The sequence below is a fragment of the Janthinobacterium sp. J1-1 genome (genome assembly GCF_030944405.1).
Lineage (GTDB): Bacteria > Pseudomonadota > Gammaproteobacteria > Burkholderiales > Burkholderiaceae_D > Janthinobacterium.
In genome coordinates this window covers 5,712,575-5,727,535 of the sequence record NZ_CP132339.1, presented here as the reverse complement: position 1 = coordinate 5,727,535, position 14,961 = coordinate 5,712,575, and the positions used below count along the sequence as shown (strand labels likewise).

The window sequence follows — 14,961 nt, the reverse complement described above, 5'->3', positions numbered from 1 at the left end:
TGTCTCCAAGGTCACTATGTTGAACGCGACAGGGGTGTCCCCGGTACGTTGCGCGGTCTCATGCCGCAAACAAAGTCTAGCAGCGCTTTTTTTGCGACCCTGATACAAAAGCTACAAGTGTTGATACTTTCTTTCAAAGTGTTGTTTTTTGAAAATGTCGATACTCTCGCGCATTGACAAGCTGCAAAAGAGTATTGAATTGCGGTTTCGGAGTATCAGAAAGTATCAAAGTACGGTGATACATTGTGGTCGTGGTGCCAATGCAGTCGATTTCCTGGCATGACCAACGACAAAAAACACTGGAGACAAACATGAAACGTATCGCCATTGCCGCGCTGTGCGCCGGCGCCTTCGCCATCAGCACGTCCGCCGCTGCCGCCACCGACCTCGTCATCGCTACCGTCAACAACGGTCACATGATCGAAATGCAAAAGCTCAGCAAGTTCTTCGAGCAGGCCAATCCCGATATCAAACTGAAATGGGTGACCCTGGAAGAGGGCATCCTGCGCCAGCGCATGACGACCGATATCGCCACCAAGGGCGGCCAGTTCGACGTGATGACCATCGGCCTGTATGAAACGCCGATCTGGGGCAAGAAAAACTGGCTGATCCCGATCAAGCCTGACGCCAAATACGACATCGACGACCTGCTGCCATCGATCCGCGAAGGCCTGTCCGGCGACGGCAAGCTGTACGCGTCGCCGTTCTACGGCGAAAGCTCGATGATCATGTACCGCAGCGACCTGGTGAAAAAAGCCGGCATGACGATCGAAGACCGTCCAAGCTGGAACCAGTTGCGCGACGTGGCCGCCAAGATCCACGATCCGGCCAACGGCGTGTATGGCATCTGCCTGCGCGGCAAACCGGGCTGGGGCGACAACATGGCCCTGATCACCACCATGGCCAATTCGTTCGGCGGCCAGCTGTTCGACATGAAATGGAAGCCGCAATTTACCAGCAAGCCATGGAAAGACGCGGTCACCATGTATGTCGACCTGATGAAAAAATACGGTCCGCCGGGCGCCGCCGCCAACAGCTTCAATGAAAACCTGGCGCTGTTCAACCAGGGCAAGTGCGGCATCTGGATCGACGCCACCATCGCCGCGTCGTTCATTACCGACCCGAAACAGAGCAAGGTCGCCGACAAGGTGGCGTTTGCCCAGTCGCCGGTCGGCACCACCGAACGCGGCGCCAACTGGCTGTGGATCTGGTCGCTGGCAATTCCGGCAAGCACCAAGCATGTGAATGAAGCGCAGCGCTTCATCAACTGGGCCACTTCGCCTGACTATGTCAAGCTGGTCGCCAAGGAAACCAGCTGGGCCAACGTGCCGACCGGCACGCGCAAATCGACCTATGCCAATCCGGAGTTCCAGAAAGTGGCGAAATTTGCCGCCGCCGAAGGCAAGGCCCTGACCACGACCCGCAACGTGCAAAGCACCTTGCTGCCATCGCCTTACGTGGGCGTGCAGTTCGCCTCGATCCCCGAATTCCAGGTGATCGGCGTGGCAGCCGGCCAGCAGATGGCTGCCGCCCTGCTGGGCAAGGTCACGGTGGACCAGGCGCTGGAACTGTCGCAGCAGACAGCCGAGCGTGAGATGCGCAAGGGCGGCTACTACAAATAAGACCGTCCTGGTCTTGTAGTTTGCTTTGTAAAACAGGCGAGGTGATAGCTCTGGCGCAAGCCGGTGCTATCACCTCCCACGCCCCAAGAGAACTCCTATGAAACGCATTATCCCCCGGACCTTGCTGACGCCGGCAGTCGTTGCCGTCTCCGTCATTTCCGTCATTCCTCTGCTGATCACGCTGTATTACGCCTTCGTGCGTTATTCCATGCTCGATCCGAGCGGCCATCCTTTCCATGGCCTGGACAATTTCCACTTCTTCTTTACCGATGCCGCCTTCCTGCCGGCATTGCAGAATACGTTTACCCTGCTGTTTTCCGTGATGCTGATCACGGTGCTGCTGGGCGCCGCGCTGGGGCTGCTGATCAATGAAGCGTTCCCGGGCCGCGCCATCGTGCGCGTGCTGCTGATTTCGCCGTTCCTGGTAATGCCGGCGGTCAATGCCCTGATGTGGAAGAACATGCTGCTCAACCCGATCTACGGCCTGTTCGCGCAGATCAGCATCTTCTTCGGCGCCGCGCCGGTCGACTGGCTGTCGGCCCATCCGCTGGTGTCGATCATCATGATGGTGTCGTGGCAATGGCTGCCGTTTGCCTGCCTGATCTTCATGACGGCGCTGCAATCGATGGACCGCGAACAGCTGGAAGCGGCGCGCATGGACGGCGCCAACTACCTGCAGCAGCTGCGCTACCTGTACATCCCGCATCTGGGACGCGCGGTGTCGGTGGTGCTGATGATCGAAATGATTTTCCTGTTGTCGGTGTTTGCCGAAATCTTTACCACCACGGGCGGCGGGCCGGGCTTCGACACGACCACCATCACCTTCATGATCTACCAGCAAGCGCTGCTGTCCTACGACATCGGAGCGGCTTCCGCCGGCGCGCTGTTCGCCGTGCTGATCGCTAACATTGCCGCCTTCTTCCTGATGCGCGTCATCGGCAAGAACTTGTCGAAATAAGGAGACCACCATGCACAATAAATTTGCTTTGTATGGCCGCACGGTGGCCGCCTGGCTGTTCGCGCTGCTGCTGTTCTTTCCCATCTTCTGGCTGGGACTGATGGCCTTCAAGACGGAAGGGCAGGCCATTTCCACGCCGCCGCTGCTGTTCTTCGGGCCCACGCTGGACAGCTTCCGCGAAGTGCTGGCGCGCGACAATTACTTTGGCTACGCCTGGAACTCGCTGTTTACCAGCGTGGTCTCGACCGCCATCGGCCTGCTGATCGCGATTCCCGCCGCCTACTCGATGGCGTTTTTCCCGACCGGCGGCACCATCGGCCTGCTGAAGTTCATGCTCAGCTCGCGCTACATGCCCGGCGTGGGCGCGCTGATGCCGATCTATATCTGCTACCAGTACTTCGGCCTGCTCGATACCCGCGTCGGTCTCACCATCATGTTCATGCTGATGAACCTGCCCATCATGATCTGGCTGCTGTACACCAGCATGAAGGAACTGCCGCGCGAAATCCTGGAAGCGTCGCGCATGGACGGCGCCACCGTCTGGGACGAGTTCCGCCACGTGGTGTTGCCGCTGTCGGTGGGTGGCATCGCCTCGACCGCGCTGGTGTGCATGGTGTGGTCGTGGAACGAATCATTCTGGTCGCTGAACCTGGGCGCCTCGAACGCCGGCACCCTGGCCTGGCTGATCGCCTCGTATTCCAGCCCCGAAGGCCTGTTCTGGGCCAAATTGTCGGCCGCGTCCCTGATGGCGATCGCGCCCATCATGGCCCTCGGCTGGTTCTGCCAGAAACAGTTAGTACAAGGCATGACCTTCGGCGCAGTCAAATAACTACAGAATAGAGACACATATCATGGCTTATCTTCAACTGAGCAATATCGAAAAATTCTTCGGCGAGCACCGCGCCATCAAGGGCATCGACCTGGAAATCAAGCAGGGCGAGTTCGTCGTGTTTGTCGGCCCGTCGGGCTGTGGCAAGTCGACCCTGCTGCGCCTGATCGCCGGCCTGGAACCGATCGACGGCGGCAAGCTGTCGCTCGACGGGCGCGACATCACGGGCCTGCCATCGTCGAAGCGCGACCTGGCGATGGTGTTCCAGTCGTATGCGCTGTACCCGCACATGACGGTGTTCCAGAACATGTCGTTCGCGCTGAAACTGGCCGGCGTCGATCCGAAGATCATCCGCGAAAAAGTCGACAAGGCGGCCGCCATCCTCGACCTGGGCCGCTACCTGGAACGCACGCCGAAAGAGCTGTCCGGCGGCCAGCGCCAGCGCGTGGCGATCGGCCGCGCCATCGTGCGCGATCCGAAAGTGTTCCTGTTCGACGAACCGCTGTCGAACCTCGACGCGGCGCTGCGCGTGCAGACCCGCATCGAGATCGCCAAGCTGCACCGCGAACTGGGCGCCACCACCATCTATGTCACGCACGACCAGGTCGAGGCGATGACCCTGGCCGACCGGGTGGTGGTGCTGCGCGACGGCCAGATCGAACAGCATGGCTCGCCCCTGGAGCTGTACGACCGGCCTGCGAACCGCTTCGTGGCCCAGTTCATCGGCACGCCGAGCATGAACGTGGTGCCGGCCGACGCCGCGCCGCAATTGCTGGCGCAGGCGGGCAGCGCGGCCAAGGCCGACGGCTTTGTCGGCATCCGCCCCGAGCACGTGCACCTGGGCGCGGCCCAGCCGGGCAGCGTGCCCGTCACCGTCGAGCTGGTCGAGTCGCTGGGCGTGGAAACCCTGACCTATGTACGCCTGGCCAACAACGTGCAGGTGGTGTCGCGCGGCGCCGAGCGCAGCAGCCTGCATCCGGGCCAGCAGACGCAGCTGACGTTTGAACCGGGATTTGTCCATTATTTTGACCGCGACGGCAAGACCTATGCCGGCGCGAAGGGAGCTTGACCATGAATGCCATCGCATTGAAACAAGAGACGCTGGCCCAGCTGCCGGCAGCCATCCAGGTGCCGGCCTACGCGCGCGGCACGCTCACCCCCAGCATCGTGCATATCGGCGTGGGCGGCTTTTACCGCGCCCACCAGGCCGTCTACCTCGATGACCTGCTGGCCCTGCCGGGCCATGAGCAGTGGGGCTATTGCGGCGTGGGCTTGCTGGCGCACGACGCCGCCATGCGCGACGCCATGCAGTCGCAGGACTGCCTGTACACGGTGGTCGAGCGCAGCGCGCAGGGCGACACGGCGCGCGTGATCGGCTGCATCGGCGAGTATCTGTACGCGCCGGCGGACCCGCAGGCGGTGCTGGAAAAGCTGGCCGACCCCGCCACCCGCATCGTCTCGCTGACGATTACCGAAGGCGGCTACTACGTCAACCAGGGCACGGGCGAATTCGACGCCGGCCACCCGGACATCGTTTACGAATTGGCCCACCCCCAAGCGCCGCGCTGCTCGTTCGGCTACCTGCTGGCCGCATTGGCCCTGCGCCGCGCGCGCGGCCTGGCGCCGTTTACCATCATGTCCTGCGATAACCTGCAAAACAATGGCGACGTCACGCGCGGCATGCTGCTGGCGTTTGCGCGCCTGGTCGACGGCGAACTGGCCAGCTGGATCGAGGCCGGCTGCGCGTTCCCGAACAGCATGGTCGACCGCATCACGCCGGCCACCACCGACGAGCACCGCGCGCTGGTGACGGACTCGTTCGGCATTATCGATGCCTGGCCGGTGGTGTGCGAACCATTCCGCCAGTGGGTGATCGAGGACGAATTTCCGCACGGCCGTCCGGCCTGGGAACTGGTCGGCGCGCAGATGACGCACGACGTGCTGCCGTATGAAAAAATGAAGCTGCGCCTGCTGAACGCCAGCCACCAGGCGCTGTGCTATATCGGCATGCTGCTCGGCTACACCTACGCGCATGAAGCGATGGCGGACGCCGGCATCCGCCAGCTGGTGCGGCGCATGATGGACGTCGAAGTCACGCCGCTGCTGGAAGAAGTGGAAGGCATCGACCTGGCCAGCTACAAGGACACCCTGATCGAACGCTTTTCGAATCCCGCCGTGCGCGACCAGCTGGCGCGCATCGGCACCGAAGGCTCGGCGCGCATCCCGAAATTCGTGCTGCCTTCCGTGCGCGAAGCGCTGGCGCAGGGCAGCGAGATCAAGCTGCTGGCGTTCACGGTGGCTTGCTGGTTCCGCTACCTGGAGGGCCATGACGAAGACGGCGTCGAGATGCCGCTCAACGACCCCCATGCGGTGCGCCTGCGCGAGCTGGCCCTGCATGGCGGCGCGGACGCCACCGCGCTGCTGTCGATGCGCGAGCTGTTCGGCGACCTGTCCGACACGCCGGCGTTTACCCAGGCGGTCAGGCTGTCGCTGGCCAGCCTGTACGACCTCGGCGCGCGCCTGGCGCTCGACCAGGCCGTCGCCTGAGGCAGCCGCAAGGTGCGCGCCACGCCTAAAAAGGCCGAGTATCCGCTGCCGCAGATGGAGCACGAGCAGCAGCGCGATGCCACGCCGGGCTTCGAGCCCAAGGGCAGTTATGGCTTTATCCGTTACCTGGAGCACGGCTTTCCGAACTCGCTGGTGCGCTGGCATTACCACGACGAGTACGAGCTGCACCTGATCGTGGAAAGCTCGGGCAAGGTCTTCGTCGGCGACTATATCGGCCAGTTCACGCCTGGCCACTTGGTGCTGACGGGACCGCGCGTGCCGCACAACTGGGTCTCGCTCGACACGCCGCCCGAAGGGCTTCGCTTACGCGACATGGTGATCCAGTTCGCCCATCCGCCGCTGGCCGCCATGGCCGCGGTGATCCCCGAGCTGAAGGGCATCTTCCCGCTGCTGCAGCGGGCCTTGCACGGCGTCGAGTTCTTCAACGTCAGCGAGCTGTCGCTGCGGCGCTTCCAGCGCATCCGCGACAGCAGCGGCCTGCCGCGCCTGATCGAGTTCCTGACACTGCTGGGTGAACTGGCGCAGACCAGCGACTACCAGCTGCTGTCGACCGTTCCGATGCAGTCGAGCGACGACGATGCGGCGCTGGCGCGCATCAGTTCGGCCATCAACTTCATCGTCCACAACTACAGCAGCCAGTTTTCGCTCAAGCAGCTGGCCGAACAGGTGGACATGCCGGAGCGGACTTTTTCGCGCTTCTTTCGCAGCGCCACCGGCAACAGCTTTACCGATTTCGTCAACCGCCTGCGCATCAACAAAGCCTGCCAGCTGCTGATGGAGACCGAGCATTACGTCAGCAATATCTGCTACGAGGCCGGCTTCAACAACGTGGCCAATTTCAACCGCCGCTTCCTGGAACTGAAAGGCATGACGCCGAAGGAATTCCGCCAGCAGGCGCTGGGCCGCTTCGGTGAACAGGGGTAGCGACTTTGCCACCGTTTTGCGGTACATTGCATGCACTGGCAGCTGACCATACAAAAACGAGACGAGCATGGAACAGACATGGCTGAAGGACGCGCAGCGCGAGATCGAGCGCAAGCCGCCCGAGCTGGAGCGCGAAAGCTACGACGGCATCATCAACTACCTGGAACACGGCTATCCCAGCTCGCGCGTGCGCTGGCACTGCCATGAAGAATACGAGCTGCACCTGATCGTCGCCACCAGCGGGCGCCTGTTCGTGGGCGACTATATCGGCGAATTCTCGCCCGGCCACCTGGTGCTGACAGGGCCGCGCCTGCCGCACAACTGGATCTCGACCGTGGTGCCCGAAGGCGGGGTGCCGCTGCGCGACATGATCGTGCAGTTTTCGCATGCGCCGCTGGCCGGCGCCGCGCGCGTGATCCCCGAGCTGCGCGAACTGCTGCCGCTGCTGGAACGCTCCAGCTATGGCGTGGAATTCTTCGACATGGGCACCGAGGCCGAGCGGCACCTGGCCTGCATCCGCGCCACCCACGGCGCCGAGCGCTTCGGCCACTTCGTGCAGCTGATGGTGGCGCTGGCGCGCACCGCCAATTATCGGCTGCTGTCAACCGCCTCGCTGCGTTCCTACGACGACGACGCCACCCTGGCCAAGGTCAATGCGGTGCTCAACTACATCACGGAAAACTACCGCGAGCCGATTTCGGCGGAAATGCTGGCCGAGCAGGTGGGCATGTCGCTCAGTAAATTCTCGCGCTTTTTTCGCAAGGCGACCGGCAACAGCTTCACCGACTTTATCAGCCGGCTGCGCATCAACAAGGCCTGCCAGCTGCTGATGGACACCGACCAGTATGTGTCCAACGTCTGCTATGACGTGGGTTTCCAGAACGTGGCCAATTTTAACCGCCGCTTTTTGCAGGTCAAGGGCGTCACGCCGAAGGAGTTCCGGCGCCAGGCCGATGGCCGTTTTGGCGGTATCGGCGGTCCGCCCGATCAATCTGTCGCATCGGCGCATCTTTCTTGACAATGCTGTCATACGCTTGTCATTTCGACACGGTAGGCTTCCCGGTTCTGATCCAACCCACCCCGAGGAAGCCGATGAACCACCCCCTGAACACCCTCCCGAAACTGAGCCTGCTGGCGCTTGCCGCCGGCCTGTGCCTGGCCGCCTGCGGCGGCAGCGACAGTCATGACGAAGCCGCCAAGCCGGTTGCCATGACCGGGGTGTTCCTCGACGGCGCCGTCGAAGGCCTGGAGTATGTGGCCGGCAGCGCCGCCAAGGCCAGCACCAATGCCAAGGGCGAATTCGTTTGCAACGCGGGCGACACCGTCACCTTCAGCGCCGGCGGCGTGGTGCTGGGTTCTACGCTGTGCAACCCCGTCGTCACGCCGCTGACGCTGGCGGCCAGCACCAGCGTGGCCGACGACAAGGTCGTCAACCGCCTGCTGGCGCTGCAACTGCTGGACGACGACAGCGACCCGTCGAACGGCATCAGGATCACCAGCGAAGTCAGGACGGCGCTGGCCGGCAAGACGCTGGACTTTGCCGCCGCCCCCGCCGCCTTCAATACGGCGCTGTCCGCGCAACTGGCCACCCTGGGCGCCACATTCGCCGCGCGCACGGTCGATACCGAGCGCCGTGCCCTGGTGCGCGAGCATTTTGAAGACACGCTGGCGTCGAAAGTGGGCACGCCCCTCAACGAGGCGCTGACGCAAACCACCCCGCTGGGCGAAGTGAAGGTCACCGTCACGCGCTACCAGATCCAGGCCGCCAACAGTTTCTACGTGCCGTACGAGGGCAGCAACGCAAAGGTGAAAAGCGAGTTCCCGGGCGGCTTTTTGCCATCGTACGGCTCCGGCCTGGCCTTCAAGGGCACGGCGGCCAATGGCGACCTGGAATTCTATGGCCTGACCGACCGCGGCCCGAACGGCGACGGCCCGCTGGTGCCGGACCCGAACGTCAAGGGCGCCACCATCGGCAGCAAGATCTTCCCGTCGCCCAGCTTTGCGCCCGCGTTCGGCGTGATCACCGTGGGCAAGAACGGCGCCGTGCTGGCATCCTCCACGCCGATCAAGGTGAGCGCCACGGTGAATACTTCCGGCTTGCCGGTGCCGGTGGGCGCGGTCGGCAATTCGGCCGAAATTCCCGTGATGGACGTGATGAAGTATGACGCCAGCGGCAAGGCCGTCTTCAATGCGGGCGGCCTCGATTCGGAAGCCATCGTGGTCGACAAGAAGCGCAACGCGCTGTGGGTCTCCGATGAATACGGCCCCTTCATCATCAAGCTCGATGCGGCCACGGGCGTGATCCAGGCCAAGTATGAGCCGGGCAAGGGCCTGCCTGCGCTGTTCTCCAAGCGCCGCGCCAACCGCGGCATGGAAGGCATGACGCTCGACACGTCCAACGACAAGCTGTACGCCTTTTTGCAAAGCCCACTGACGGACGGCAGCGCCACCTATGCGGTGACCAAAAAAGCCGAACTGATCGAGCGCTATGCGCGCTTCACGCGCTGGATCGAATTCGACCCGACGCTTGGGACCAGCGGCAGGAGTTTCGCCTATCCGCTCGATGCGGCCAACTACCAGGACGGACGCACCGGCAACGCCAAGCTGGGCGACGTGGTGGCGCTGGGCGGCGGCAAGTTCCTCGTGATCGAGCAGGGCGCCGCGCCCTCGGGCAAGGTGTTCAACAAACTGATGCTGGTCGACCTGAACGCGGCCACCGATATCTCGGCCGCCGCCTACAACGCCACCAGCTCGGACCTGGAAAAGAGCAGCATGGCCGGTATGGCTGTCAATGGCGCCGACTGGGCGCAGGTCAAGCCGATGAAGAAGACCCTGCTGCTCGACCTGAACGCGATCGGCTGGGCGGCGGAAAAAGCCGAAGGCCTGACCCTGGTCGACGGTTCGACCATCGCGCTGGCCAACGACAACGACTTCGGCATGAAGACCAAGGTGTTTGACGCGGCCGGCGTGGAAGTGGCGGGCGCCGATGTGACCAAATGCGTGGTGGACGCGAATGGCGTGATCGTCACCAGCACCGCCGTGGGCTGCAACGCCGCCAACACCATCCGCGTGGCGCGCGGCGAAGACCGCGAACGGCCAGCCCGGTTATGGATCGTGAAGTTTGCCAAGGCGCTCAATACATATTGATGCAGTTTGACAGGCGAAAAAAAGCCGCGCAGCATGAATGCGCGGCTTTTTAATTTTTTCTGAAAACCACAATGCCTCGACACCTGACAAAACCGTAGCGAGCGGCAGTGATTTGTGGCCGAGAAGCGCAGCCGTACTTTAGTACGGGGGCGCCGAGCCGGTGAGCATCGCCGGCCGCAAAGCGCAACGCGCAGTAGGTTTGGTCAGGTGTTATTTGGTATAGGTATTCAACCAATCCAGCACGGTGTGATGCCACAGCAGCGAGTTCGCCGGTTTCAGTACCCAGTGATTCTCGTCCGGGAACACCAGCAGCTTGCTCGGCACGTTCTGGCGCTGCAGCGCGGTGAAGGTGCCCAGGCCCTGGGTGGTCGGGATGCGGAAGTCCAGGTCGCCCTGGACCACCAGCATCGGTGTTTTCCAGTTCTTCACGTAGTTGACCGGGTTGAACTGCTCGTGCCTGGCCGCCGCGTCATAGTAGGTGCCGCCGTTTTCCCACTCGTTGAACCACAGTTCTTCGGTCGAGTAGTACATGGCGCGGTTGTCGAACACGCCGTCGTGGTTGACCAGGCACTTGAAGCCGTCCGGCCAGTTACCGGCGATCCAGTTCATCATGTAGCCGCCATACGACGCACCCAGCGCGCAGCTGCGTTCGCGGTCCAGCCAGGCGAACTTCTGCGTGGCCGCTTCCAGGCCTTTTTGCAGGTCGACCAGTGGCTTGCCGCCCCAGTCGCCGCTGATGGAATCGGTGAACTTCTGGCCGTAGCCGGTCGAACCGTGGAAGTCGATGAAGACGGTGGCGTAGCCGGCGCCCGCATACACTTGCGGATTCCAGCGGTAGCTCCAGCTGTTGCCGAAGCTGCCTTGCGGACCGCCGTGCACGAGGAAGGCGATCGGATATTTTTCGCCGGCCTTGGCGTTCCACGGCTTCATCACGTGGCCGTAGACGGTTTCGCCATTCGCGCCGGCAAACGAAAACTGCTCGTATTCGCCGAAACGCACGTCGGCCAGCGCGGCCGCATTCTGCTTCGTCAGCTGCACCATCGGTGCCGATTCGGACTTCGCGTCGAGTTTACGCTGGTACAGCTGCGCGCCCGAGGCCAGGTTGGCCTGCGTCAGCACGATGGTATTGCCGCGCACGTCGAACTCGCCGACCGCGCCCTTGCCGGTCAGGGCCGACACCTTGCCGTTGGCGGCGTCGATATGGAACAGGCGGTGCTGGCCCACGTCATCGGCCGAGACCAGGAAGGCCTTGCCGTCCGGCGTCCAGCGGAAATCGGCCACCGAGCGGTCCCAGTCGTCGGCCACGGTGCGCTTCTTGCCGGTGGCGACATCCATCAGCACCAGGTGGAAGCGGTCCGCCTCGAAACCGGGCTTGGTCATCGCCACGTACGCCAGCGTGCGGCCGTCCGGTGAGTACGTCGCCTTGGCATCCCAGGCCGGGTTGTCGGAAGTCAGGTTGCGCGGCGCTTCGCCGCCGATGGCGGGAATCGTGTAGACGTCGAAGTTGGTCGACCACGATTCCGTGCGGCCGGCCACGCGCACCGAGAAGGCCACCGTCTTGCCGTCCGGGCTGAAATGGTATTCGCCGTTGTCGCCGAACGGTTTCGACGGCGCGTCGCCATCGAGCGTGCCGCTCAGGCTGACGGGCGTGGCGCTGACCTTGCCGGCCGCGTCGATCGGCGCCGAGTACAGCACATTGCGGCGGCCATCGGCCCAGGTGTCCCAGTGGCGCACGAACAGCTGGTCGTAGACCATGCCGGTGGCCTTGTTCTTTGCCTTGTCGTCCAGGCGCTTCCTGCTGCAGGCGATGTCGGCGCAATCGAGATACACGCCCATGCTGAAGGCCAGGCGGTCGCCCTGCGGCGACAGGCGGTAGGTGTCGACGTCCAGCGCGAGGTCGGTGACTTTCGACGCTTCGCCGCCGTTCAGGGGCAACTGCCACACTTGCGACGAGCCCGAGCGTCCGGACAGGAAATAGATGGCATCGCCCTTGGGCGACCATTGCGGATCGCTGGCGCTGGCCTCGCCACGCGTGAGCTGGCGCGGCGCGCTGTCCGGCGCGCGCAGGTCGATCATCCACAGCTGCGTGTTGCCGCGGTTTTTGTCGAGGTTGGTGCTGCGCACGGTATACACCACGCGCGTGGCGTCCGGCGACAGCGCCGGGCTGCCGACACGTTCCATGGCAACCATGTCTTCGACGGTAAAACCGCGCGGCGCGGCCAGCGCCGGGATGGCGGCGGTGGTGGCCATGGCGGAACTGAATGCTCCCAAGAGCAGCAGACGTAAACTCATTCAAACTCCCGTTATGTTCAAGATCGATCTGGCCGGCAGTACCGCCGGCAGCCCGACATGATAGCAACAAAGCGGCGCTTGCCGCCGGAGTTGACCGCCGGTGGCCGAGGGCCCTCAGCCTCTTGGTTGTTGGAAACTGTTGCCAATCGAAACAGGGGTACATGGGGTAGCTGTTAGACTACGTTTCTTTTTTCATATGAGTATGCCGCCATGCGTTTGACGATTTTTGCCCTTACCTTTGCCACTGTGTTTTCCGCCGGCGCTGTCCATGCCGCCACCACGCCGACCCAGGAGCAGATCCAGGCCGCCGTCGATGCGGGCGTGGCGAAAACCAGGTCCAGCATGCCGATCGCCGTCAAGGTCACCAGCCTGTCGGGCTGCCTGCCGTCGCCGGAAGTGAAAGAGGAAACCGTCTGCCTGGTCGGCATGAGCGCCGGCATGCGTGATGGCTTCATGGTGCTGCCGCTGCGCCAGGACGCCGGCGTGTGGGTGGGCGTCGAGCGCAAGGACGCGCAATTTCCCGGCCCGTCGACGGCCGAAGCCATGGCGCTGCTGCGCGCCTGGGCCAGGGAGGAAATGGCCAGGGACCCGGAAGCGGCCAAGGACAAGCAGATGCAGGAAGCGGCCACCACCATGCAGATCAAATCGCTGGCCAATTGCGAAGTCCAACGCAAGACGGGCCACCTGGCGTGCGACACCGTCCTGAGCACGCCAAGCCAGAGCGGCGATATCAAGGCCGAGTTCAGCTATGCCTTCGAGAACGGCGCCTGGCGCTATGTGCCGCGCAAATAATTAATTTCTGGTACTTAACAAGAAGATACTAGAATAAATGCGTCGCCCCGGCATGCCTGGGGCTTGTATTGCGCCTGTCCTCCATGGGGACAGGCCCCTTTCGAGGATGCAACCATGCGCTTGAATCTTCCCGTTACCGACACCGAAATCACCCTCAGCGACACCGAAACCATCGTCTCGACTACCGATTTGCAAGGCAATATCACCTATGCGAATCCGTATTTCATCGCCATCAGCGGCTATACGGCAGAGGAACTGATCGGCGCGCCGCAAAACATCCTGCGCCATCCGGACATGCCGGCCGAGGCCTTTGCCGATTTCTGGAGCACCATCCGTTCGGGCCTGTCGTGGAGCGGCATGGTCAAGAACCGCTGCAAGAATGGTGACTATTATTGGGTGCAGGCGAACGTCACGCCGGTGGTCGAGGATGGGGTGGCGATCGGCTACATGTCGGTGCGCACCAAGCCGTCACGCCAGCAAGTGACAGAGGCTTCTATCTTGTACGCGCGCATCAAGGCCGGCCACGCCGATGGCATGGCGATCAGCCAGGGCGCGGCCGTGCGCACCGGCGTGCTGGCGAAAGTGCTGAACTTGCGCGACCTGCCGCTGGCCAAGCGCATAGCCTGGAACCTGGGACTATTGAGCCTGGCATTGCTGGCGCAGCTGGCCTGGCACGCCGAGCTGTTTCCGGAAAGCGCGGGGCACTGGCTGACGGCCCTGTCGGTGCTGGCGCTATTGTCCACCCTGTATTTCTGGAACATCTTGCACCGCACCGTGATCGTGCCGCTGCGGCAGGCGCGCCAGGCCTGCGACGTGATGGCGGGCGGCGACCTGACGGGCGAAATCGAGACCACGCGGCGCGACGAAATGGGGCAGTTGCTGCGCTCCTTGCGCCAGCTGCGCGTGAACCTGCATTCCATCGTCGGCGATGTGCGCGGCAATTTTTTGCGCATCAGCGCGGCCAGCGCCGATATCGCGGCCGGCAATATGGACCTGTCGCGGCGCACCGAAGCTCAGGCGTCGGCCCTGCAGCAAACGGCGTCGAGCATGGAACAGCTGGCCGCCACCGTGCAGCAGAACAGCGGCAACGCGGAACAGGCCAGCGCGATGGCGGGCAAAGTGCATGAACTGGCCGGGCATGGCGGCGGGATCGTGGGCCAGGTGGTCACCATGATGGACGAGATCAACGCCTCGTCGAAAAAGATCGGCGACATCACCGGCATCATCGAAGGGATCGCGTTCCAGACCAATATCCTGGCGCTGAACGCGGCCGTGGAAGCGGCGCGCGCCGGCGACCAGGGGCGCGGCTTCGCGGTGGTGGCGGGCGAGGTGCGCAGCCTGGCGCAGCGCTCGGCGGCCGCCGCCACCGAGATCAAGCAGCTGATCACTGCTTCCTTGCAGCAGGTGCAGGAGGGCACGCGGCTGGCCGCGCAGGCCGGCGCCAGCAGCCAGGACATGCTGGGCGCGGTGCAGGGCGTGCACGGCATCATGGGTGAAATCGCCTCGGCCTCGCGCGAGCAAAGCCACGGCATCGGCCAGGTCAACCAGGCCGTCACGCAAATGGATGAAGTGACGCAGCAGAACGCGGCGCTGGTGGAGGAATCGGCGGCCGCATCGAGCTCGCTGCAGGACCAGGCGCTGCAACTGGAACAGGCGATGGCGCTGTTCCGGCTCGAGCGGCGCGCCGGCGCTACAACAGCCGCTCGGACAGGGCCAGGAAGGGCACGGCGGGCACCAGGAAAGCCAGCGGGGGCGAGGCGGGCGGCAATTGCGCCAGCAGCGCGCAGTCATCCCGCAGCGGGGTAAACGGCAGCACCTTTGTAGTGTGC

11 protein-coding genes are annotated in these 14,961 nt (G+C 63.4%); 10 read left to right on the top strand and 1 reads right to left on the bottom strand.

Going from position 1 to position 14,961, the window contains the following annotated elements:
* The first annotated feature begins 311 nt into the window (after nt 1–311).
* From Q8L25_RS26190 to Q8L25_RS26155, 8 genes are all read left to right on the top strand, one after another.
* The gene (locus Q8L25_RS26190; RefSeq protein ID WP_308922173.1) at nt 312–1,622 is read left to right on the top strand and encodes a sugar ABC transporter substrate-binding protein; all 1,311 of its coding nucleotides are present in this window, start codon (nt 312–314) and stop codon (nt 1,620–1,622) included.
* Nucleotides 1,623–1,719: 97 nt separating this feature from the next.
* Complete coding sequence (locus tag Q8L25_RS26185; RefSeq protein ID WP_308922172.1) at nt 1,720–2,580, top strand: sugar ABC transporter permease; 861 nt, start codon at nt 1,720–1,722, stop codon at nt 2,578–2,580.
* 10 nt (nt 2,581–2,590) lie between these two features.
* Nucleotides 2,591–3,409 carry a carbohydrate ABC transporter permease gene (locus Q8L25_RS26180; protein ID WP_308922171.1) on the top strand — a complete coding sequence of 273 codons (819 nt, stop codon included), beginning with the start codon at nt 2,591–2,593 and terminating at the stop codon, nt 3,407–3,409.
* A gap of 22 nt (nt 3,410–3,431) precedes the next feature.
* Nucleotides 3,432–4,478: an ABC transporter ATP-binding protein gene (locus tag Q8L25_RS26175; RefSeq protein WP_308922170.1), complete on the top strand. Its 1,047-nt coding sequence runs from the start codon at nt 3,432–3,434 to the stop codon at nt 4,476–4,478.
* Nucleotides 4,479–4,480: 2 nt separating this feature from the next.
* Nucleotides 4,481–5,956 (top strand): mannitol dehydrogenase family protein, encoded by a 1,476-nt coding sequence (locus tag Q8L25_RS26170; RefSeq protein WP_308922169.1) that lies wholly within the window; start codon nt 4,481–4,483, stop codon nt 5,954–5,956.
* Between the two features lie 54 nt (nt 5,957–6,010).
* Complete coding sequence (locus tag Q8L25_RS26165; RefSeq protein ID WP_374694327.1) at nt 6,011–6,901, top strand: helix-turn-helix domain-containing protein; 891 nt, start codon at nt 6,011–6,013, stop codon at nt 6,899–6,901.
* A gap of 67 nt (nt 6,902–6,968) precedes the next feature.
* Nucleotides 6,969–7,919 carry an AraC family transcriptional regulator gene (locus tag Q8L25_RS26160; RefSeq protein ID WP_308922167.1) on the top strand — a complete coding sequence of 317 codons (951 nt, stop codon included), beginning with the start codon at nt 6,969–6,971 and terminating at the stop codon, nt 7,917–7,919.
* 74 nt (nt 7,920–7,993) lie between these two features.
* On the top strand, nt 7,994–10,048 hold the full coding sequence (locus Q8L25_RS26155; RefSeq protein WP_308922166.1) for an esterase-like activity of phytase family protein: 2,055 nt from the start codon (nt 7,994–7,996) through the stop codon (nt 10,046–10,048).
* A gap of 210 nt (nt 10,049–10,258) precedes the next feature.
* On the opposite strand, the gene Q8L25_RS26150 is transcribed toward Q8L25_RS26155, so the two are convergent.
* Nucleotides 10,259–12,340: a prolyl oligopeptidase family serine peptidase gene (locus tag Q8L25_RS26150; protein WP_374694204.1), complete on the bottom strand. Its 2,082-nt coding sequence runs from the start codon at nt 12,338–12,340 to the stop codon at nt 10,259–10,261.
* Between the two features lie 210 nt (nt 12,341–12,550).
* On the opposite strand from Q8L25_RS26150, the gene Q8L25_RS26145 reads away from it, so the two are divergent.
* A complete protein-coding gene (locus Q8L25_RS26145; RefSeq protein ID WP_308922165.1) occupies nt 12,551–13,132 on the top strand; it encodes a hypothetical protein in 582 nt (193 codons plus the stop codon).
* 114 nt (nt 13,133–13,246) lie between these two features.
* Nucleotides 13,247–14,938 (top strand): methyl-accepting chemotaxis protein, encoded by a 1,692-nt coding sequence (locus Q8L25_RS26140; protein WP_308922164.1) that lies wholly within the window; start codon nt 13,247–13,249, stop codon nt 14,936–14,938.
* The last annotated feature ends 23 nt before the right edge of the window (nt 14,939–14,961 follow it).